Origin of the sequence: Mesorhizobium sp. M00.F.Ca.ET.216.01.1.1 (assembly GCF_004010325.2) — a bacterium.
Taxonomy (GTDB): Bacteria; Pseudomonadota; Alphaproteobacteria; order Rhizobiales; family Rhizobiaceae; genus Mesorhizobium.
The window spans coordinates 145,227-166,157 of sequence record NZ_SADR02000014.1; the positions used below are offsets into that span (position 1 = coordinate 145,227).

A 20,931-nucleotide genomic window follows, 5' to 3' on the forward strand; every position below is an offset into this window, starting at 1 on the left:
GCACTGCACGAACAGGAATTCGAAACCGTCATCGGCCGGGTCGATTTCGACGACAAGGGCGACCTCACGAAGCAGAGCTGGGTTTGGTACGTCTGGCGCGGCGGAGAGTACGTGCCGGTTGAATAGGGTTCGCTGATCGCCGGCGTGCCGGCTGAGACGTCTAGTCTGATGCAGACCAGTGTGGCCGAACTGTTCCGACTCGCCGAGATGCTTGAACGCCTCGGCATACGCGGCCGGCTGTTGCTCGCCTTTTTCGGGATCAGCGCCCTTGCGGTGCTGGCAACCGCTGCGGCGCTTTATGCCTTCCTCCAGGTTGGCGACGTCGTCGACCGAATTACCACGGATCGAGTGCCGTCGGCGCTCGCCTCCCTCCAGCTGTCGCGCCAGGCCGAACGGGTCGCTGCTGCCGCGCCATCGGTGCTGGCAGCGACAAGCAGGGCTCAGCACAGCGAGGTCTCGGCTGCCGTCGCGCTCGAGATGTCCCGCCTCGAGGCCCTGCGCACGGACATCCGGGATGCCACGTTGGGCACAGTGCCTTTGGCCGAGATCGAGGAAGCCGCGATTGTTCTGAGGCGGAACCTGAAGGAGCTCGACTCTCTTGTTGTCGCCCGGCTCGACGTGGTCGCCCGCAAGGAGGAGCTCCTGAACCGCCTCGCCGCGACGACGACCGGAAGCCAGCGCCTTGTCGCCACCGGCATCCTAGTGATGGATTCCAGGCTCCCGCAATGGCGGGCGGTCGCGGCCGACACGTCGCTGTCGCCCGATCGACGCGCAGCGGCGATGGCCGACCTGGTCCAGGCGATTGCGGCCTACATCCCCCAGCAGAAGGCGCAGCTGGAGATCTCGGCGGTCAACGACGCGCTGGTGAAGGTCGCGAACGCGCCGACGCCGGGCGACCTGGCGTTGATCCTTTTTCCGCTACGCCGTTCGCTCACTGCTCTTGAAAAGGTTTCCACGGAGATCGACGAAAAGCTGCGGACCCGCTTCCGGCAGCGTGTCGACGAATTCAAGGGTTTGACCGACGGCGAGGACAGCATCCCCAAGGCGCGGGAGGACGAGTTTGCTGTCCTGGCACAGGGCGAAAGGCTTCTGGCCGAGAACAATCGACTGTCGCGCAATCTCACCGCTGGCGTCGATCGCCTGGTCGCCACGGCAGACCAGGAGATCGCTGCGTCCGGTCGCGAAGCCGCGCTCGTCCAGCGCTACGGCACCGCGGTTGTGCTCGGCTCCGCCTTCCTCAGCCTCCTGAGTTCGGTTCTGGTTGTCTGGCTCTATGTCGACCGCAGCCTCCTCGCCCGACTGGGGGCCGTGAGCCAGGGCATGCTCGCGATTGCGGGGGGCAACCTTCGTGCGCCGCTGCCAGCCGCGGGCAGCGACGAAATCGGGCGCATGGCCGAAGCGCTGAGACTCTTCCGGGATACTGCTGTCGAGGTCGAGGAAAAGAACCTGCGCGACGTTGCGGAAGCTCGTCAGCGGCTCATCGATGCCATCGAAAGCATCTCCGAAGGATTCGCTCTGTACGACGGGGAGGACCGGCTCGTCCTCAGCAACAGCCGCTACCGCGAATTGCTCTACACCGGTCTGGAGACCGAACTGACGCCCGGCACGACATTCGAGCAAATCATTCGCCGATCCGCTGAGCGAGGCTACATCAGGGACGCCGAGGGGCGGGTCGAGGAGTGGGTCGCCGAGCGCCTCTCGCGGCACCGCAACCCTGGCGAACCTTGGGTGCAGCGGCGAGGCGACGGGCGATGGGTCATGATCAGCGAGCGGCGGATCAGCGCCGGCGGCACGGTCGCCGTCTATTCGGACATCACTGAGCTGAAGCAAAGGGAGGAGAACCTCGCCGAGAAATCCGTGGTTCTGGAGGCGCTTTCCAGCAAGCTGGCGAAGTATCTGGCGCCCCAAGTGTATCGCTCGATATTCACCGGCCGCCAGGAGGTCAGGATCGCCAGCCAGCGGAAGAAACTGACAATATGCTTCTCCGATATCGCCGGCTTTACCGAGACCACTGACAAAATGGAATCCGAGGATCTCACCCAACTCCTCAATCACTATCTGACGGAAATGTCGAAAATTGCATCGGATCACGGCGCGACGATCGACAAATATGTCGGCGACGCGATCCTGATGTTTTTCGGCGATCCCGAGACTCGCGGCGTCAAGGAGGACGCGCTGGCTTGCGCGCAGATGGCACTTGCAATGCAAAAGCGGATTAGCGAGCTTGCCGAAGTCTGGCGGGACATGGGGATCGAAACACCGCTGCGCTGTCGCATCGGCATCCATACCGACTACTGCACCGTCGGTAACTTCGGCAGCGAGGACCGGATGGACTACACGATAATCGGCGGCGCCGTGAATCTCGCCTCACGCCTGGAGCAGGAGGCGCCGCCGGGGGCCATCCTCATTTCCTACGAGACGTTTGCGCAAGTGAAGGACTCAATCGACTGTGAGGAGCTGGGACACGTCCAGGTCAAGGGGATCGCCTATCCCGTCGCCACCTACCGCGTCATCGATCTGAAGGCCAATCTGGCGGCCGCTCGTCGTGCCGTTCGAACCGAGCTGCCGCACTTCAGGCTGGAACTTGAACCGGAGCTGATGTCCCCTGACGAGCGTGGCGATGCCGCCACTGCACTTCGAGACGCGCTGGATCGGCTTTGTCACAAGCCCGGGTAGTAAGGCTTGGCCCACAACGACCCCTCCCAAATGGACGCAAGGAGTGGGATGTGGGACGCCGCTCATTGGCGCTATCGGTGCGAAGGCCGCAGAACGGTTGCGGTCAGTCTTCGAACTCGGGCGGAACGTCCGCATCGGAGCCGAGACTTAACATTCACGGCATCACTGGCAAGGTCCGGATATGGCGCAAGTTGCCCGTTCCGGGCGCCGCCTTAAACGGCAAAGTTTGACCCAGAGCGGGCGCTCGGCGTGACAGTGTCGAACGTCCGAAAGCGTGATAGAGCAGTCACTGCCCAGGTGCGTACGTCGGCTGCATTTGACTGCCGAAAGCGGTTAGCATCGATTTCACTCAAAGTCGCTCAGAGTAGAATCGAAAGTTCCCTGTTACCCTCCGTCTTCCTGCTATCGTGGGGATGAGGAGACGGACCCATGAGCGAGAATCGTAAGCTAGCCGCAACCCTGGCTGCAAATGTGGTCGGATACAGCCGGCTCGCGAGCGCGGACGAAGATCGTACTTTGGCGATGTTGCGGGCGTACCGGTTTTCCGTCAGAAATTGCGCCAAAACAAAGAGATAGAGCGGTTCTGCGTTTCCGCGAAACGGTGAACCGCACTAGAAAATCAACCTGAAATAAGGCCTGACGTGAGGCTCAGGTCGCGTTGATCTCTGCCTGGCCGATCTTGCGCCATCGGGCGTTTTCGCGAACCAATCTCAGCTCGTCGGTCGTCTCGGCAAATGTCCGCAATCGGTATTGCCGGAGCAAGTCCGGGAAGAGCGCCCCTTCCGGCAGGCCGGCAAGCTGCTCGCGGACCGAGATCTTTTCATCGATGACCCGCATGCCCCAGGCATTTTCCCGAACCTGCAGCTCCGCAGCCAGATCGCGCTCTTCCGGCGCGTTTTCGTCTAGCACAGCCAGCAGGATCGAGTGGAAAAGCGCTACATAGCCAATCTGTCTCAGGCCGCCCACAACCCGGACCCGCGGCAATATAGCAAGGACGAGGAACATCAGGAACAAGTTCGGCAGCAGCACGCCGTCTAGCAGCGCCTGCTTGAGATGCGACCGCTCGAACGGGATGGAAAGACCATGCGGCCTGTCAGGCTCGATCAGGTGCCCGTTCTCGAGGACGAGCTTGCGCACGCGCTCCTCGCGGATGCCCCAGAAATAGTCCGTGGCATTGGGCAGGAATCTGCCAAATGGGCTCGATGCGGCCTCTTGCAAGGCATGTTCGAGACGCTGGCGTCTTGCGGGTTCAATGAGCAGCCTGGAAAGAAGGCTGCCGTCATATTCTAGATGCCGCGCCATGGCAGCCGCGGCGAGTCGATCATCGATGAAAACCGGCAGGGCCATGCCGGCACGATCCCAATTGGCGACCAGATCCTCGTTAAGGGCTGTCAGCGCATCGGCGGCGGTTCCAAACACCTTGTCCTGACTGGCAAGCAGTGTGCCCAGCCAGCGGCTGGCATCCGTTTCATCGCCCACCGCTTCGAGCGCGCGCTTATTGAGCGAGACGGGACCGGCCACGCAGGCGCTTTTGCGGCACAGTTTGTGGCGCCCCATGCCAAACAGGTTGACCTTGTCGTCGCCGACATCGAGCCAGCCCGGCCCCTCCCGACCAATTGTCTCCATGGTCATCGTGGTTCCCATGAAGCCGAAGAAGGCCGACAGCCCGTTTTCGACCGCGCCGAGCCACGCAAGCAGGAGGGCATCGAAGGTGATCCGGTCCATCAGAAGCAGGCAGTGCAGGCCGGACTGAATCACCGGTCTGTGCTCGAACTCTTCGAGGGCCTTGCCGATCTCCTCAGGCTGCATAATCACACCGAGGCGCTGATGCAGGACTTCGCGCAGGATCGAGCGGGCAGCGACCGCCGGGCCCGATGCAGGCCTTGCCACCGGCCGCCACAGATGGCGGGCGTAATCGGAAACCGGTGAATTCCAGTTCTGCTCGATATCACGCACGACTTCCGGGCAGAGCAACGACAGCACAGCGAGAATTTCCACCGGAGGCGTAGGGGCTGGATCAAAGACGGCGGTCATTGGTCCCGTCTAGCCGCTTGCGGTGCAAACGCCAAGGGAGACCAGACTTGCTGGATGCGGCCGGCCAGATCGTCACCTCGATCAAATGGTGTGAGACGAAATCGACCGTATCCTACGGAGTTCTCCATGAGCAATCACCTGTTCGCCGACTCGGCACGAATTGTCAGATTGGCTAAACAGCTAAGGCCAAACAGCGGATCTCAGAACCGCAGCCGGGCCATGCTCAGGAGGTCGTGGTACTGCCCGTCAGTAAAACCGGCCTTCACATGCCGACCTTCGACCTCGAAGCCGTGGCTTGTGTAGAGACGGACAGCCGGTTCGTTGTCGGCATAGACGGTCAATTCGACCCGCTTCAGGGCCCGCCAGTTGTCGGCCACGTCAAGCAGCGCGCCGAGTATGGCAGAGCCGATGCCCTTGCCGACAAAGGCATCGTCAAGGCCGATATTGATCTCGCCGATATGCGAACGGCGCGGCGAACCCTGCACGACCAAGCTGCCATGGCCGACGACCTTGCCGTCCAACTCCGCAACGATCCAGGTGGTTTCCTGGCCGGACTTGGCGATGCGCCGCTCCACCTGCTCCACCATCTCGAAAGGCATCCTGAGCGTGCCCCAGCGGAAGCCCGGCATGTTGAAGATAGCGCAAAGCGCCTCAGCATCGCTTGGCCGGACGGACCGGAGCTGCGGCTGGATTTTCTCGGAGGATGGCGAGGTCTTGCTGGTCATGGCGTTCCCGGCGAAGGCAATCGGCCTGGCACGATGCACCGGACGTCACCTGAAAATCCAGCCGTCTCTGCAACCTATGATGCCGATTGCGAGCTAAAATACCGGGAGGCGGCGTAGAGTTTGAAGACGCCGCTGATGCCGATCCAGCCAAAAAGGGCGAGCCAGCACAATGTCCCGGTCGCCGTCCAGTCGATCCGGTGCACCGCAGCATCGGTGATGACGAGGCCAAGGATGGCAAGCAGGCCAACCAGAAACTGGGCCAAGCCGAGCACCAGCAGTTCTTCGCGCGGCGCGCTTCTCCAGACGAGATATATGCCGCCCGCACCGGCGAGGAAGATAGCGCTGTAGACCTGAGCGTGGAAGGCATCGACCGGCCATGGCCAGATGCTGCTGAATGTCAGGGGAAACAAAAACAGGCCGACGCCATAGAGCCCAAGGAGCGCCGATTCCACCGGCATGTAGCCGCGCCATGCGGGGTTTAAGGTCACGCCTTTTGCAGAAGGACGGGCCCTGGCCCGCCACAGGAAGAGCCCGGATACCGCGGCCGAGGCAAGATAGACCAAAAACCAGAGCCAGGGCGCTTTGCGCCCGAAGTTGAAATAGCCGAGATTGACGAACGAAGCCACCGACACGATGACGGTGAAGATGAAGGCCATGACGAGCACGAGCCTGCCGGGCGACCAGCGATTCCAGAACAGCAGCGCCGCCATCACGACCATTTCGGCGGTGTAGAAGCCGCCGAGGAAGCGGGCGTTGAACGGCGTGACGGCCCAAGGCCAGCCCGGCTTGACCAGCACAGGCGCGAAAAACAGGCCGGCGCCGACGATCAGGACGATGATGACCGCAACAGAGAAAAGCCGCAGGGCCGCGGGAAATGGCGGGTTGTTGGATGTCGGCATGGGAGAGAGTCCCAAAGATGAATGCCCCATGCACCATCATAGTGCCGCTGGCGGCTGGTGAAAATCCGCCGAATGGAAATTGAACTGTCACCGAGCCTATCTATTCGAATGGCCGTACGGTCCGTTTCGAAGTAAAATGGAACACTCGGACCAAAGAGCGGTCCGGTCAACACGCCTTCGGGGGCGCATTTTCCGGAGCCTGCACGATGAACGAAGCTCAGGATCTGTTCTCGCTTCTGCGGCAATCGACCGATGTCGATCAACTGGCAATCGACGCGATCAAGCGAACCATCGCGGACGGCAACGACCGCGAACTTTGCCGCATCAATGCGCCAGCCTTTGCCAGCAAGCATGGCCTCGACGAGGAGCGCGCCATAAGCGCCTTTCTCCATGCGGCGCGGGTGGGCATCTTCGACATTTCCTGGAATGTTCTGTGCCCAGGCTGTGGTGGCGTGCTCGACACCAACGCCACGCTGAAAACCCTGCAGAAGGACGAATACAGCTGCGCGCTGTGCTCCGAGGGCTATTCGCCGACCCTCGACGAGATGGTCGAGGTGACATTCACCGTCAGTCCCCGCATACGCAGGATTGCCGCCCACAATCCACACGAACTGCCGGTGGTGGAATATTTCCGCCAGATCTACTGGGCGTCCGGCGTCGATGTGCCGGATGAGGATTTCGCGAAAAAGTTGGAAGCGTTCTCGCTGGAGGATATCGAGCTTGCGCCCGGTGAAAAGGCGGTTCTGCCCATACAACTTCCGTCCGAATTCATCATCGTCTTCGAGCCGGTCACCCATTCAGCGCAGTTCATCGACGTGAAGGGCGAACCAACAAAGGAGCGCCGAAGCCTGTCTTTGGTCTTCGACCGCGACCATGTCCAGAACCAGACGCTGGAGATGCAACCCGGCCCGTTGCGCATTTCGCTGGAAAACAGGACCGACACCCGCGTGCTGCCGACGGTCTTCATCGCCGGCCAGGCATTGCATGATTTCCTGGGCAAACGCCGGCCCTTCCTCACCGCCAAGCGCCTGCTCACCAACCAGACGTTCCGCGATCTCTATCGCACGGATACGCTCGACATCAACCAGCGCCTGAAGATCACCAGCCTGACCTTCCTGTTCACCGACCTGCGCGGATCGACCGCGCTTTACGAGCGGGTGGGCGACCTTTCGGCCTTCGATCTCGTGCGCGCGCATTTCCAGGTTCTGCACGAGATCGTCGCTGCGGAGGCAGGTGCGGTGGTGAAGACGATCGGTGATGCGGTGATGGCCACCTTCGCGACGCCCGATCGTGCGATTGCTGCGGCCCTCAGGATGCGCGATGCCATGCATGCGCTCAACGAAAAGAGCGGGCGCGAGGATCTGCTGCTCAAGATCGGCGTTCATGCCGGCCCCTGCATCGCCGTGTCTATGAACGAGCGACAGGACTATTTCGGCCAGACGGTCAACATTGCTTCGCGGGTCCAGAACCTTGCCAACGCACAGGCGATCTTCGCCACTCGTGCCGTGGTCGACGACAATCTCACCGCCGATCTGTTGCACAGGAACGCGCTGACGCCCGTGCCCCACGAGGTCTCGCTGCGCGGCATTGAGCGAGAGATAGCGGTGTATACGATCTCCTGAAGACTTGGCCCCTGAAGATTTGGGTCGTCTCGGCCCCTCACACGCGCCTGCAGACAAAATAACGATCGGCGGGCACCGAAGGCGGTGGCGGCAGGCGTTGCAACAGCGGGTGATCGAGCGGCGTGCCGCTGACCGCGATGCCACCGACGCGAAGCAGGCGCGCGATCAGATCGGGAAGCCAGGTAGAGGTCACAGCATCGCGATCTTCATAGCCGGTGCCGATGTCGGCATGAACAAGAGCCGCGTCGATGCCAATGAACCTGGTCGCCGTCTCGCGTATTTCGCCGAGCACGAGGTTTTCAGCTTCGGGAATTGAGCTGGCGTGTGCGCCAAGTTCGCGGTCGAACACCACGATCCGGCGTCCGGGCAGGCGCTCGCGCAGATGGTGGAACGTCCGGCCATTGCCGAGGCCGAGCTCGAGCACCAGCCCTTCCATCTTCGCCACCTCGGGGCAAACTTGATCGAGAATGTCGCGCTGTGCGGTCATCCTGCTGATGAAATTCTCGAGGCGAGTCATATGCGTTTGTGTGTCCTGAACCAGCTCAAGAGATCGGCAATGCCCGCGACGAGAACGGTTCACGGGTGAAACCCGAGGGCGACGTGTTAAACCCCGATCGCGTCTCGGCACATATAGAGGCGAACGATGAACACTGCAACAACCGAACAGGCTGCCGACAAGGAGTCGGCGGCCCGGCGAGCGGCGGAATAGCGATCTCACTTGTAGGGGTCTGCGGCGTCCCGCAAGCCATCGCCGAGGAAGTTGAACGCCAAGATGACGAGAATGACGGGGAGCATCGGCAAAAGCAGCCATGGATAGAACGCGATCACGCTGACGCTGCGCGCCTCGGTGAGCAGGATGCCCCAGCTGGTTGTCGGCGCCCTCAGGCCGAGCCCAAGGAAGCTCAGCGCCGTCTCGCCCAGGATCATGCCGGGTATGGAGATCGTCGCCGTCGCGATCAGATGCGACATGAAGCCGGGAATGAGGTGCCGCCGGATAATGCGGCTGCTGCTGGCGCCCATCAATTGCGCGGCCAGAACGTAATCCTCCTCGCGCAAGGCTAGAAGCTTTGAACGCACGGCCCGCGCCAGTCCGGTCCAGTGGAGCAGCCCGAGGATGACGGTGATGCCGAAATAGATCAGGATCGGACTCCAGGTTATCGGCATGATCGCCGCCAGAGCCAGCCATAGCGGAATGCTGGGGATCGATTGCAGAACTTCGATTATCCGTTGAACGATCAGGTCGAAGATACCGCCGTGATAGCCAGCCAGTCCGCCGATGACGATGCCGAGCAGGAAGCTGAAACTGATGCCGACAAGGCCGATTGTCAGTGAAATGCGTGCGCCATAGATGATGCGCGAAAGCACATCGCGCCCCAGCCTGTCGGTGCCGGCCAGAAAGAGCTGGCCGTTTTCGGCAGGGCAGACAAAATGCCTGTCACCTTCGACCAGGCCCCAGAACCGGTAACTGTCGCCCTTGCAGAAGAAACGGATCCGCTGAACATCATCCTGTTTTTCGATGTAGTTCCGCTTGAGCGTGTCCATATCCAGCCTCATCTGGCGGCCATAGACGAACGGCCCGACGAGCTGGCCGTTGTGGAACAGGTGCACCCGCTGCGGCGGCGAATAAATGTAGTCCATGTTGCGCGTGTGCAGATTGTAGGGCGCCAGGAACTCGCAGATCAGTATCCCGAAATAGAGCGCTGCCAGGAATATGCCGGATACAACGGCAAGCCGGTGCCGTCGGAATTTCCACCACATCAGCCGCAACTGCGACGCCTGAAACACCTTCGACTGCTCCGCCGTCATCGCCTCGACCGACTGCAGGTCAAAGGGCGCGACGGAAACGTAGTGTTGCAATGGAGCACCCGGAGCGGGCAGCGGCGATTGCGTGTTCATTTGGTGCTGCCGCCCTGCAAACGAATTCGCGGATCAAGCAGCGCCAGCGCCAGGTCCGAAATCAGGACACCGATGACCGTCAGGAAGGCGAGGAACATCAGGAACGACCCTGCCAGATACATATCCTGGCTTTGTAGCGCCCTGATCAGCATCGGTCCGGTCGTTTCCAAAGACAGCACTATCGCGGTGATTTCGGCGCCGGAGATGATGGTCGGCAGGATAGAGCCGATGTCGGAAATGAAGAAATTGAGCGCCATGCGCAGCGGATATTTGACTAGCGCCTTGAAGGGATGAAGGCCTTTGGCGCGCGCGGTCACGACATATTGCTTGTGAAGCTCATCGAGCAGATTGGCGCGCAGCCGCCGGATCATGCTTGCCGTGCCCCCGGTGCCGATGATCAAGACCGGGATCCAGAGATGGGCGAGGATCGACTTCGCCTTGGCCCAGCTCATCGGCTCGCCGAGATATTGCTGGTCCATGAGATGGCCGATGGACGTGCCGAACCAGATGTTGGCGAAATACATCAGGATCAGCGCCAGCATGAAATTCGGAATGGCAAGGCCGAGAAGGCCGAAGAAAGTCAGGCCGTAGTCGCCCCAGCTGTATTGATGCGTGGCGGAGTACATGCCAATCGGAAAGGCGATGAGCCAGGTAAAGATGATCGTGACGAAGGAAACCAGCACGGTCAGCCACATTCGGTCCCCGATGACGTCGCGAACCGGCAGCTCATACTCGAAGGAATAGCCGAAATCGCCGTGCAGCATCCCGCCGACCCAGTAGAAGTAGCGAATGACCGGCGGCTTGTCGAAACCATATTCCTTCCGCATCATCTCGATGCGATCGGAATCCACCGCTTCGCCCTGAGCCCGAAGCTCGGAAACATAGCTGTCGAAATAGTCGCCTGGGGGAAGTTCGATGATCGTGAACACCAGCGCCGATATGATCAGCAGCGTTGGAACCATCACGGCGATGCGCCAGACAATATATCGAAGCACGCTCAGGACTCTCCAAGCCAGAATGTATCCGGCATGTAGACACCGAAATAGGCGGTCGGGTCGTAGCCGTAGAGCGCCTTGTCAGGCAGATTGCGCAGCCGTGAGGACGCCAGAACCGGCTGATGCGTTCCGTTCACCGTGCCGATCGAAAACACCTGATCGGTGTAGATCGACAGCATTGAATTCCAGATTTCGGCGCGCTCCGTGGCCTCGGTCGATGCGTTCCAGCGCTTGAGTAAAGCCATCAACTCGACCACAGGCGGAAGATCGGGCGCCTCACCGAGCGTGCCACGAGACAAGTAGTGAGCACCCCAGAGCGGCCATTGCAGCTGGTCGTCGATGGTGGGGGCCAACTGGTACGGATTCATGTCGGCGGTCGGCACGCCATTGTCGATGCCCGACCACATCGACATCATGATCTGGCCGCCAAGCGCGCGGCTGCGGAAGATGTCGCGCTGCGAAGTCCGGACGAACAGGGCGATGCCGATCTGGCGCCAGTGATCGGTGATGAGTTCGAGCGCGTCGGTTTCCAGCGTGCTTTCGCCGGCCGTTTCCACTATGACCTGCGCCGGGCGTCCATCGGGAAGTATCCGCAGGCCATCATCGTCGCGCGTTTGAAGCCCGACCTCGTCGAGCAGGGCATTGGCCTGGTCGGGATCATGGGCGACCCAGGCTTTCGCGAATTCCGGCCGGTAGAGCGGGCTCTCCGGCAGGACCGTATCGGCACTTTCCTGCGCCAATCCATAGAACACAGCCAAATTGATCTCGCGCCTGTCCACAGCGAGCGAAAGTGCGCGGCGCACGCGCACGTCACGAAAAAGGCCACGCCACACCTGGTCGGCACAATTCAGATTGGGCAGCAGCGCCAGCCGCGAACCCTGTGTGCGTTTCCAGAGATGCATCTTCACCGGGTAGCGCTTCTCCGCATCCTTCAGGAAGGAGTAATCGGCGAAGTCAATTCCCATGCCTTGCAGGTCGCTCTCGCCCGCACCGGTCTTGGCGGAAATGATCGCCGACGAGCTGACATTCATGACAATCCGGTCAACATAGGGCAGTTGCCGGCCATTCTCGTCTATTCTATGAAAGAACGGGTTTCGCTCGAAGACGAACTGCTCAGCCGGCGGCTTGGTCCGGTTCTGCCAGGGATCGAGCGTCGGCAGCTCCGGGTTCTCCGGGCGATACTGCCGCGACATGCGGATATGCAGGAGCGTCCATTTCTGGGCCCGGTTCTCCTTCATTAGGCCGGCGAGCCGGAATGGATCCTGGTATTTCTTGTGGAACTGCTTGAGATAGGCGGCCGGCAGAACAAGCGATAGCGGCGAGGCAGCAGCGAGCTTGGGCAGGAAGTCGGGATTGGGCGCATCCCAACTATAGCGGACCGTCAACGGATCGACGATCTCGAAGCGTGGCGGCTTGCCGTCCGCCAGCAGGCCCGGGGCGAGCCCGCCTTGCGAAAGCTCATCGTTCAGCCAGACATCTTCCCAGCAATAGCGAAAATCCTCCGGCGTCAGCAGGCTACCGTCAGACCATTTATGTCCTTCCCGTATCTTGAAAGTGAAGACGCGATCATCCGTTACGTCGAAACTTTCGAGAATGTCGGGTTGCAAGTTAAGCTTTTCGTCATAGCCGACCAGGCGAGCATACCCGTAGATCGTCATCATCCGGATATCTTTCTGGCTGCCGATGATCGTGCGCAGCGTGCCGCCGTACTGGCCGGGCTGCCGGCCCATCGCAGCGAGATTCAACGCGCGCGGGCTCTTGGGCAGGCGTTCGGCGAGTGCCGGCAGCGCCCTGGCCTTCAGCTGCGGCTGAAGAAATTCCGGCTCTAGATCGCCGGCGCGCAACGTGCCCGGCAGAAATGCCGAAGCCATGAGCCCAAGGACGGTGCGCCGGCCGATCAATGGCGTAGCTCGCTGACATCGGCCGAACGTCGGGCCAGCACGAGGTGGCCGCCGCCAAGATCGAGCGGCGACAGCATATCCTCGTCGCCCTCGTCGCGGAATTGCGGTCCCCATGCGTTGGTGTCGGAAGCGCCGCTGAGCTTCAGCGTCTTGAAATCCATCGGCCTGTCGAGATCGGGAAAAGGTACTGCGGCGACCAGTGAGCGCGTGTAGGGGTGGATCGGTTTCCTAAGCAGAATTTCGCGCGGCGCAAGCTCGACGATACGCCCGCCGCACATCACCGCGATGCGGTCTGCCATGTAGTCCACTACCGCCAGGTTGTGGGATATGAATAGGTAGGTCAGGCCCAGTTCCTTCTGCAGGTCCTTCAGAAGGTTCAGGATCTGCGCCTGGACAGAGACATCGAGCGCCGAAACCGGCTCGTCGCAGATCAGAAGTTCAGGCCCCAGCGCCAACGCGCGCGCGATGCCGATACGTTGACGCTGCCCGCCGGAGAAACTGTGCGGATAACGCTTGATGAAGCGCGGATCGAGCCCGATTGCCTGCATCAGGCTCTTGACCGTGGCGAGTCGGGACGCGGCATTGCCGCGTTGATGGATTTCCAGCGGCTCGCTCAAGATGTTCTCCACCGTCATGCGAGGTGAAAGCGACGAAACCGGATCCTGAAAGACCATCTGGATTTTCGCGCGCAGCAGGCGCAGGGCGTCTCTCTCGCCTTCCAAGACGTCGATCGGTCCATCGCGGCCGTTGAAGATCACAGAGCCGCCGTTCGGGGTGACAGCCCGCATGAGGATCTTGCTGACAGTGGTTTTGCCGGAGCCGCTTTCGCCGACCAGACCCAGGCACTCACCCCGCCTGATATCGAAGCTCACGCCGTCCACGGCGCGAATAGAGGTTTGATGATCCCCGCCGAACCATCCGGACTTGCGGATGGTGAAGACCTTTTTCAGATCCCTGACCGACAGCAGGATGTCGTCCGGCCCCTTCGATACCGGCGCCGTCTGCTTGCCGAGCAGGTTCCCGACATTCACCGGCACCTCGCGGAGCGCCTTTAGCCTTTCGCCAGGCTTCAGGTCGAAATGCGGAACGGCTGCCATCAGGCCCCTAAGGTAAGGGTGACCTGGCCGGCGGAATATCGCCTCGACAGGTCCCGCTTCCATGATCTCGCCATGGTAGATGACCACCACCTCGTCGGCGACATTGGCGACCACGCCGAGGTCGTGCGTGATCAGCAGCATAGCCATGTTCAGCTTGGTCTGAAGCCCGCGCAGCAATTGCAGGATTTGCGCCTGGATGGTGACGTCCAACGCCGTCGTCGGCTCGTCGGCGATCAACAGGGCGGGCCGGCAGATAAGCGCCATGGCGATCATGGCGCGCTGACGCAATCCTCCCGAAAGTTCAAATGGATACATGTCATAGGCGCGCTTGGGATTGGGAAAGCCGACAAGGCTGAGCATTTCCTCGGTCCGCCCCTTGCGCTCCGCCCGAGCCATGGGCGTATGAATCTGCAGGGATTCGCTGACCTGGTTGCCGATCGTGTGCAGCGGCGACAGCGATGTCATCGGCTCCTGAAAGATCTTGCCGATGCGGCTGCCTCTCAACGCCCGGATTTCGGGTCCATCACGCGGCATCTGCAGGATATCCTGCGTCGTGCCGGGCTTTTCAGGATCGGAAAACAGGATACGGCCGCGAACATGGGCTGTGTTCGGCAAAATGCCCATCACTGCCTGGCTCAGAACCGATTTTCCGGAACCTGACTCGCCCACAAGCGCGGTAACCTTGCCGGGCAGGACGCGAAGATTTGCACGCCTGACGGCATGCAACGGTCCCCCGATAATGGCAAAAGAGATGCCAACATCTTCGACCCGCAGCAGATCAACGCCCGAATTCATTCTCACACCAGCCCCACTCTGGCAGGTCCAGAAAGCGAGACTAGCGCATTGCCAGCCTAGAGCAACTTGGATTCGAAACGGTCGCCAGTGGCGGAACCGGCGAACGGACTGCCTACCAAAGGCGTTCTGATCAGATCGTGGCGGTTACTGGAGCTTCCTCGGGTCGCCCGCCGACAGCCGCGCGGCATCGCGATGAAGCAGCATGACCTGCTCGGCGTCCGATCTTCGGTCGTAAATAGGCTCCAGCGCACCGTCTTCATCGAGTGCGAGAGCACCCGACAGATCGGGTGAAAGCACCGTCAGCTTCTGCTTGATGCCCGCCAGTTCCTCGTTGCCGAGCGTCAGCCAGCTGTTGGCGCCGCAATAGCTGGCGAAGTCCTTGCTGGCGAGAACGCTGTGCGGATATTTCTTGGTCAGGGTTTGGAGGCGCTGGACCTCGTTTACAGCCGAGCCGAAGACAGAGAATGTGAGCCGGTCGGTAAGCCCGACATTGCCGAACATCACGTTGCCGACATGCAGGCCGATGCCAAATTTTATGTCGGACAACCCCTTTTCCTTTCTTCGCAGATTGAGATCCATCATGCGCGCAGTGGCCTTGTGCGCTGCCGCAAAAGCAGCCTGGCAGGCGATCTCGGACTGCGAGCGGTGCCTTTCGCAAGGGTAGACGGCAATGAAGCCATCCCCTATGAAACTCATGATCTGCCCGCCTTTGCGATTGAAAGGCGCAGCAACGGCGTCGAAAAACTGGTTCAGCGTATCGATATAGATTTCGCGGCCGGAGATTTCGGCAAGCCTTGACGACCCGCGCATATCGCCCATGACCAGTGCGGCCCGGATGGTATCTCCCTCGCCGCGCTTGATCTGACCGTCAAGCACGCGCCTGCCAGCGTCGCCGCCGAGATAAGTGGTCATCATGTTGTCGGCGAGCTTGGTGAGCACCGCCATCTTGGTTGCGATAGCGAGATGGCTCTGGATGCGCAGCAGCGCCGAAATCATGCTGTCGTTGAAGCCTTCAGCACTGTCGGTGGACCAAGACCCCATCATGCCCTGACTGGTGTTGCCGCTGAAGGGATGGACGAAAGCCATGTAATCGGTGACGCCCATAAGCCTGAGTTCATCGAAAACAGGAAACTCCGACGGCACCGACGTGTCGAGCCGGCGTCGCAGATGCTCGAGCTTATTGTTGAGCAGATGGTAGTATGGGCTGGTCAGGAATCTGTCAGACGGCACGCCGGCCTTTTTGCGGAAGCCTTCCACTTCCATGCCCTGGCCGCGAAACCAGGTGAAGCCAAGCGCATCATAAAGCGGATGAAGCATCGAAAAGCTCAAATGCACCCGCTTCAGCGGCAGGCCGGCGGCAGCCAGCCGTTCACAAAAGCCTTTTACCAATGTCTCCAGGTCGTTGCCCGCCAGCGCCGATTGGGCCAGCCAATCGGCAACCTTATCCATGAGAATGGTGGAAATTTCTGCTTGCGCTGTGCTCATGCTATCTCGAAACCCGTCGAAGACGAGCCATTCTCCTTTGATTCGCCACAACACAGTCTGCCAACGACCCAAAGATAAGACCCTCGACGTCAATTAAGCCGGCGAAGAATTTCCCGGATGACTGTCCTTGCAGGCAAGGAGCAGGCGTAACTGCATCTATTTCCTGGGGCATATGTGGCGAAGCTGTCGGCGGAGTGCAATCACGATCCTGACATCGGGCAAAAAATTCGCCGGCTCAGACGCCGTCAAGCCTTCACCACCGTCTCTCGGGCCAACCCGAGGCGGCCAAAAACATTGCGTGTGTCGACAATCAGAAGGGCGTGATCAACGATCGTCTGATAGTCGATCGCGTCGTGGTCTGTTGCAACGATGACAGCATCGAAATCCTTCAAGGCCGCCTCGGTCAATTCGACCGAGCGGCGCCCCTTGATCGCCATATGCTCCCGTGTGGTCGGGATCTCGGTAACATGCGGATCGTGGAATTCCGCCTTGCCGCCCCATTCCTCGATGAGTTCAATGAGCCGCAATGAGGGGCTTTCGCGGATGTCGGGCACATTCTTCTTATAGGCGAGCCCGATGATGAGAATGCGCGAGCGGCTGAGCGCCTTGCCGCAGCGCCGGTCCAGCGCCTTCGCCAGTTCATCGACCACATGACGCGGCATGGCCGTGTTGATCTCTGCCGCCAGCTCGATGAAGCGGGTCGGCAGTTCGTATTCGCGCGCCTTCCACGTCAGGTAGAAGGGATCGATCGGAACGCAGTGCCCGCCAAGTCCGGGGCCAGGATAGAAAGGCATGTAGCCGAAGGGCTTGCTCTTTGCCGCCTCGATCACCTCCCAGATGTCGATGCCCATCGCGCCGAGCACGACCTTCAACTCGTTGACGAGGGCTATGTTGACCGAGCGGAAGATGTTTTCCGTCAGCTTGACCGCCTCGGCGGTCGCCGTGGTGGAAACCGGAACGACGGTCTTGACCACGCCCTGGTAGAAAGCCTGCACGAGCGTCGCCGCTTCAATGCCGTCGCCTGCCACGACCTTGGGGATCGTCGCGACTTCAAAGCTGCGGTTGCCGGGATCCTCGCGTTCGGGCGAGAAGCCGAGGAAGAAGTCTATCTTCGACTGCAAGCCGGTTTCTTCCAGTATGGGCTTGATCACGTCGTCGGTGGTGCCGGGATAGGTGGTCGATTCCAGCACGATCAGCTGGCCGAGACGCAGATACTTCGCGATGGTGCCTGCCGTGTTCCTGACAAAGGACAGATCCGGCTCACGGTGTTTCGTCAGTGGTGTTGGAACGCAGATGATGACGACATCGCAGACGGCCAGTTCGGCAAAATCCGCAGTGGCGCGGAACCGTCCGCTCACCACCTGGCCGGCAAGGGCTGTCGACGTCACCGCCTCGATGTAGGATTGGCCGTTGTTCAGGCTCTCGACCTTCTGGGCTTCGATGTCGAAGCCGGAAACCGGGAAGCCGGCGCGTGCGATCGCAACCGCCAGCGGCAACCCGACATAGCCCAATCCGATCACGCCGACTTGCGCGGCACGCGTCGAAATCCGGTTTAGAAGACGGTCATATATCGATGGTGAGGCGTCCAAAAATCTGCTTTCCCGTCAATTCGGACAGGCTGTCCGTTCCCATGGCGAGGCTCACTTAGTCCCAAGAACCATGGCCGAGGCATATTGCGGAAGATCGATTTCCGCAAGCCGTCATCAAACCGGCACCTTCGCCTTCAGGCTTGTGGCAGCCATCGCATAGCCGCCGGCGGCGCCATCGATGAAATGAACGTGATCGCGCTGCAGCGGCGAGGCGACGAGGCATGTCATCAAGGCCGATTTCTGGCGGTGCAGGCCATAGTTGCAGATGCCCGCCTCTTCCGCCTGTTTCAGCCGGTTCTCGATCCGTTGCAACACATCCGCGTCAACGTCGATGGTCATCTTCAAGCCGTCGTCGAACTTCCGGAAATCCGAATTGCTGGCCACGTCGCGTTTGTAGATCTTCGGATCGAAACTGCCGATCGTCCAGCCATATCTATCGGTGACGGCCGTAAGCGTCATCAGGAACAATATCCACAGCTTCGACAGCCACCGCCATCCTGCCGGCACCATGGCACGCGCCTCGATATCGAGGCCGGCGGGCGGAAGACTGTAGCCCGGCCCGTTCACCGGCACCGGGTGGCCATCGCGTTCCTGCCTGCCGGCAAGGGCGATGATGTCGGAAGCCAGAAATTGAAAACCGCGCAAGTCGCGCGACGCCCCCGGTATGGCTATGATCGAGACAATTTCGCCATGCCGGGTTTCGATCGGGTTCCAGCGGCAGGAGAGGCCGGTCAGATCCGGCCGCGCGCCGGCCGGCGCAGGATCGATGCGGTAGCGCCCCGCTTTCATCTCGGTTTCCGCCCAACTGCCGCCACCACCGGCGAACATGGCATAGAAGACCGCATCGGAGGCTTGGAACCTCGCCACGCGAACGTCGAGGCCTTGCGCTCTTATATCCTTTATCGGCACGATTGCGGCACGCAAGGTCAGGTCCAGTTCGTCCGCCACCCATCTCTGGACAGCCGCCAGCGCGTTGCGGGTGATCTCCAGCGCCGAGCCGGGAAACGCCACGAGCGCGCCGTCGCCGCCGAAGACAAAGGGAAGATCTTGCCGACCCAGCGCATTGAGTAGCGCCGAAATGACGCTGGCGCCGGCCATATTGACGGTTTTATAGCGCCCAGCCTCGATCGCCTTGGTCGAGCCGACGATGTCGGCGGTGGCCAGCGCCCAACCATCGGGGAGAGGCCGATAGTTGTCGATATCGGCAACGCTTTCGAACTTTGCGAAGACCGGCAGAGAAGCGACAAACGGGTCGGACGCGGCAGCTGTTTCCATGAGCATCAGATAGCACATTCCACCGCTTGAAGGTGAAGTCGATCGTGCTTCGAAATTGACTTGCGCAGGCTTTCCGATGATAGGGTTCGGCGATGCGAATTGCCTTCTACGCGCCGCTGAAGTCACCCAATCATCCCGTTGCCTCCGGCGACCGCCAGATGGCACGGACGCTGATTAAGGCGCTGGAGCATGGAGGGCATAGCGTCGAACTGGCATCCGAATTGCGCTTCTATCTACGCGAGCCGGAGTCGAAAAGTTTCGATGCGCTCAAGATCGAGGCCCGAGAGGAAGCCGCGCGGCTGACAAGGCTTTGGGATCGTGACGGCAAGCCCGATCTCTGGTTCTCCTATCATCCCTATTACAAGGCGCCCGACCTGATCGGGCCCGAGTTGGCGTCGGCCTTTGGTGTCCCCTTGGTGACAGCGGAAGCCTCATATTCGAGGCGGCGCAACACCGGTTTGTGGGCCGATACGCAAGCGTTGGTGGCGCGAGCCGTCGAACAGGCGACGCTAAACATCTGCTTCACGCAAAGGGATCGTCAGGGACTGGCAGATGCGATACCCGACGCCGCTCTCGGCATGCTTTCGCCCTTCATCGACACATCGGTATTCCGGGAAACGCCGGCACGGGGTTGTCCGACGCGCCTCGTTACCGTCGCCATGATGCGCCCGGGCGACAAAGTCGAAAGCTATCGCATGCTGGCGCAAGCGCTCGGTTCGATCGGCCACCTGCCCTGGACCATGTCGGTCGTCGGAGACGGGCCTGCCCGTGAAGAGGTCAAAGCGCAATTCGCCGGCTTGCCCGCCGACCGTATCGAATGGCTTGGCGCGATTGAGCCAGCCGCCGTGCCGGATGTCCTCTACAGGGGGGGAATTTACGTCTGGCCGGGTTTCGGCGAGGCCTATGGCGTTGCCTATCTTGAAGCACAGGCCGCTGGCCTTCCGGTGGTGGCTCAGGACATCGCCGGCGTGCCGGAGGTCGTGCGGGATGGCCAGGCCGGGTTTCTCACCCCGCCGGGCAATGTGGCGGCGTTCGCTTCTGCCATTGAAAGGCTTTTGGCCCGTAACGACGAAAGAACCATCATGGCCGCAGAAGCCAGACGTTTCATCCTCGAAGAACGTTCCCTCGGTGCTGCGGCGGCGCGTCTGGCCGAACTTCTTGCGATGATCCCAGTTTCATGACATCCGATCGGATCTGGCAACCCTTGGTGAAAGAACTGGCGAGCCGGCAACGGGCGGACCGTAAGGCAGAGTTCTGGCTGCGCGACGATGACGCCGTGGATCCGACGCCTGCGCTTGATCGGCTGCTCGACCTCACCGGTGAATTCGCGGTTCCGGTCACTCTGGCCGTCATTCCGGCCCTCACGGATGAGAAGCTTGTCGCCCGGCTTGACGAGGCGCCGCATGCCACGGTCGCCATCCATGGCTGGGCGCACCGAAATCATGCGCCCGAGGACCAGAAAAAGCAGGAGCTCGGCCGGCATCGGCCACGCGAGGCGGTGCTCGATGATCTGGCTCGCGGGCTGTCGCACGTAACCGGGCTGCACGGCGCACGTGCCGTTCCGATGCTGGTGCCACCCTGGAACAGGATCGACGCCGGCTTGGTATCCGACCTTGGATCGATAGGATTTGCGGCATTGTCGGTCTATGGGCCGCCGAAGCCGGCTTCGCTGGCGGTCATCAACAGCAATGTCGACATCATGGGTTGGCATGGCACGCGCGGTTGCCGCGATCATGGCCTATTGGTTCAGGCTATCATCGCGCAATTGCAGCATGCATTCTACGGCGGCGAACCGGTCGGCCTGCTCACCCACCATCTCGTGCATGATGAATCGGCCTGGCTTTTCCTCGAACGGCTGTTCACAGTCACCGCACAGACTGAAGCCTGCGCATGGCTTCCGATCAGGACATTGATCGGGCGCAGCGCCGGCAAAGGAAAATAG

15 protein-coding genes and 1 pseudogene are annotated in these 20,931 nt (G+C 60.9%); 5 read left to right on the plus strand and 11 right to left on the minus strand.

Annotated features, from left to right (window positions below):
• Together EN859_RS40485 and EN859_RS19325 are read left to right on the plus strand one after the other, a co-directional pair.
• Window positions 1-126 (plus strand): annotated as a pseudogene (locus tag EN859_RS40485) (branched-chain amino acid ABC transporter substrate-binding protein); the annotation flags it as partial.
• A gap of 81 nt (window positions 127-207) precedes the next feature.
• Window positions 208-2,676 carry an adenylate/guanylate cyclase domain-containing protein gene (locus EN859_RS19325; protein WP_127855682.1) on the plus strand — a complete coding sequence of 823 codons (2,469 nt, stop codon included), beginning with the start codon at window positions 208-210 and terminating at the stop codon, window positions 2,674-2,676.
• 648 nt (window positions 2,677-3,324) lie between these two features.
• Here the strand turns inward: EN859_RS19325 and EN859_RS19330 are convergent.
• The 3 genes from EN859_RS19330 to EN859_RS19340 form a co-directional block, all read right to left on the minus strand.
• The gene (locus tag EN859_RS19330; protein ID WP_127855649.1) at window positions 3,325-4,710 is read right to left on the minus strand and encodes a hypothetical protein; all 1,386 of its coding nucleotides are present in this window, start codon (window positions 4,708-4,710) and stop codon (window positions 3,325-3,327) included.
• Window positions 4,711-4,910: 200 nt separating this feature from the next.
• Window positions 4,911-5,435: a GNAT family N-acetyltransferase gene (locus tag EN859_RS19335; protein WP_127855650.1), complete on the minus strand. Its 525-nt coding sequence runs from the start codon at window positions 5,433-5,435 to the stop codon at window positions 4,911-4,913.
• A gap of 74 nt (window positions 5,436-5,509) precedes the next feature.
• Entirely contained in the window at window positions 5,510-6,334 is an 825-nt protein-coding gene (locus EN859_RS19340; protein WP_127855651.1) for a hypothetical protein, read from the minus strand.
• A gap of 206 nt (window positions 6,335-6,540) precedes the next feature.
• On the opposite strand from EN859_RS19340, the gene EN859_RS19345 reads away from it, so the two are divergent.
• On the plus strand, window positions 6,541-7,956 hold the full coding sequence (locus EN859_RS19345) for an adenylate/guanylate cyclase domain-containing protein (protein WP_127855652.1): 1,416 nt from the start codon (window positions 6,541-6,543) through the stop codon (window positions 7,954-7,956).
• A 37-nt stretch (window positions 7,957-7,993) separates the two neighbouring features.
• On the opposite strand, the gene EN859_RS19350 is transcribed toward EN859_RS19345, so the two are convergent.
• From EN859_RS19350 to EN859_RS19385, 8 genes are all read right to left on the minus strand, one after another.
• Window positions 7,994-8,473, minus strand: a complete 480-nt coding sequence (locus EN859_RS19350; RefSeq protein WP_127855653.1) for a class I SAM-dependent methyltransferase — start codon at window positions 8,471-8,473, stop codon at window positions 7,994-7,996.
• 197 nt (window positions 8,474-8,670) lie between these two features.
• Entirely contained in the window at window positions 8,671-9,852 is a 1,182-nt protein-coding gene (locus EN859_RS19355; RefSeq protein WP_127855654.1) for an ABC transporter permease, read from the minus strand.
• Window positions 9,849-10,847, minus strand: coding sequence for an ABC transporter permease (locus tag EN859_RS19360; protein ID WP_127855655.1), 999 nt, complete (start codon window positions 10,845-10,847; stop codon window positions 9,849-9,851). The genes EN859_RS19355 and EN859_RS19360 overlap by 4 nt, the downstream gene beginning before the upstream one ends.
• 2 nt (window positions 10,848-10,849) lie before the next feature.
• On the minus strand, window positions 10,850-12,748 hold the full coding sequence (locus tag EN859_RS19365) for an ABC transporter substrate-binding protein (RefSeq protein ID WP_127855656.1): 1,899 nt from the start codon (window positions 12,746-12,748) through the stop codon (window positions 10,850-10,852).
• Entirely contained in the window at window positions 12,745-14,640 is a 1,896-nt protein-coding gene (locus EN859_RS19370) for an ABC transporter ATP-binding protein (protein ID WP_127855657.1), read from the minus strand. The genes EN859_RS19365 and EN859_RS19370 overlap by 4 nt, the downstream gene beginning before the upstream one ends.
• Window positions 14,641-14,784: 144 nt before the next feature.
• Window positions 14,785-16,125: an adenylate/guanylate cyclase domain-containing protein gene (locus EN859_RS19375; protein ID WP_127855658.1), complete on the minus strand. Its 1,341-nt coding sequence runs from the start codon at window positions 16,123-16,125 to the stop codon at window positions 14,785-14,787.
• A 245-nt stretch (window positions 16,126-16,370) separates the two neighbouring features.
• The gene (locus tag EN859_RS19380) at window positions 16,371-17,714 is read right to left on the minus strand and encodes a nucleotide sugar dehydrogenase (RefSeq protein ID WP_127855659.1); all 1,344 of its coding nucleotides are present in this window, start codon (window positions 17,712-17,714) and stop codon (window positions 16,371-16,373) included.
• 114 nt (window positions 17,715-17,828) lie between these two features.
• Window positions 17,829-18,989, minus strand: a complete 1,161-nt coding sequence (locus EN859_RS19385; RefSeq protein ID WP_127855683.1) for a DUF3095 domain-containing protein — start codon at window positions 18,987-18,989, stop codon at window positions 17,829-17,831.
• A 92-nt stretch (window positions 18,990-19,081) separates the two neighbouring features.
• Between EN859_RS19385 and EN859_RS19390 the strand changes: the two genes are divergently transcribed.
• Both EN859_RS19390 and EN859_RS19395 read left to right on the plus strand, forming a co-directional pair.
• Complete coding sequence (locus EN859_RS19390; RefSeq protein ID WP_127855660.1) at window positions 19,082-20,170, plus strand: glycosyltransferase family 4 protein; 1,089 nt, start codon at window positions 19,082-19,084, stop codon at window positions 20,168-20,170.
• Window positions 20,167-20,931, plus strand: a complete 765-nt coding sequence (locus EN859_RS19395) for a polysaccharide deacetylase family protein (protein WP_127855661.1) — start codon at window positions 20,167-20,169, stop codon at window positions 20,929-20,931. The genes EN859_RS19390 and EN859_RS19395 overlap by 4 nt, the downstream gene beginning before the upstream one ends.

Bases quoted from the DNA above. Each gene is read 5' to 3' on its own strand.
- EN859_RS19325 (WP_127855682.1), top strand. From the start codon at position 208: ATGCTTGAACGCCTCGGCATACGCGGCCGGCTGTTGCTCGCCTTTTTC.
- EN859_RS19330 (WP_127855649.1), bottom strand. From the start codon at position 4,710: ATGACCGCCGTCTTTGATCCAGCCCCTACGCCTCCGGTGGAAATTCTC.
- EN859_RS19335 (WP_127855650.1), bottom strand. From the start codon at position 5,435: ATGACCAGCAAGACCTCGCCATCCTCCGAGAAAATCCAGCCGCAGCTC.
- EN859_RS19340 (WP_127855651.1), bottom strand. From the start codon at position 6,334: ATGCCGACATCCAACAACCCGCCATTTCCCGCGGCCCTGCGGCTTTTC.
- EN859_RS19345 (WP_127855652.1), top strand. From the start codon at position 6,541: ATGAACGAAGCTCAGGATCTGTTCTCGCTTCTGCGGCAATCGACCGAT.
- EN859_RS19350 (WP_127855653.1), bottom strand. From the start codon at position 8,473: ATGACTCGCCTCGAGAATTTCATCAGCAGGATGACCGCACAGCGCGAC.
- EN859_RS19355 (WP_127855654.1), bottom strand. From the start codon at position 9,852: ATGAACACGCAATCGCCGCTGCCCGCTCCGGGTGCTCCATTGCAACAC.
- EN859_RS19370 (WP_127855657.1), bottom strand. From the start codon at position 14,640: ATGAATTCGGGCGTTGATCTGCTGCGGGTCGAAGATGTTGGCATCTCT.
- EN859_RS19375 (WP_127855658.1), bottom strand. From the start codon at position 16,125: ATGAGCACAGCGCAAGCAGAAATTTCCACCATTCTCATGGATAAGGTT.
- EN859_RS19385 (WP_127855683.1), bottom strand. From the start codon at position 18,989: ATGGAAACAGCTGCCGCGTCCGACCCGTTTGTCGCTTCTCTGCCGGTC.
- EN859_RS19390 (WP_127855660.1), top strand. From the start codon at position 19,082: ATGCGAATTGCCTTCTACGCGCCGCTGAAGTCACCCAATCATCCCGTT.
- EN859_RS19395 (WP_127855661.1), top strand. From the start codon at position 20,167: ATGACATCCGATCGGATCTGGCAACCCTTGGTGAAAGAACTGGCGAGC.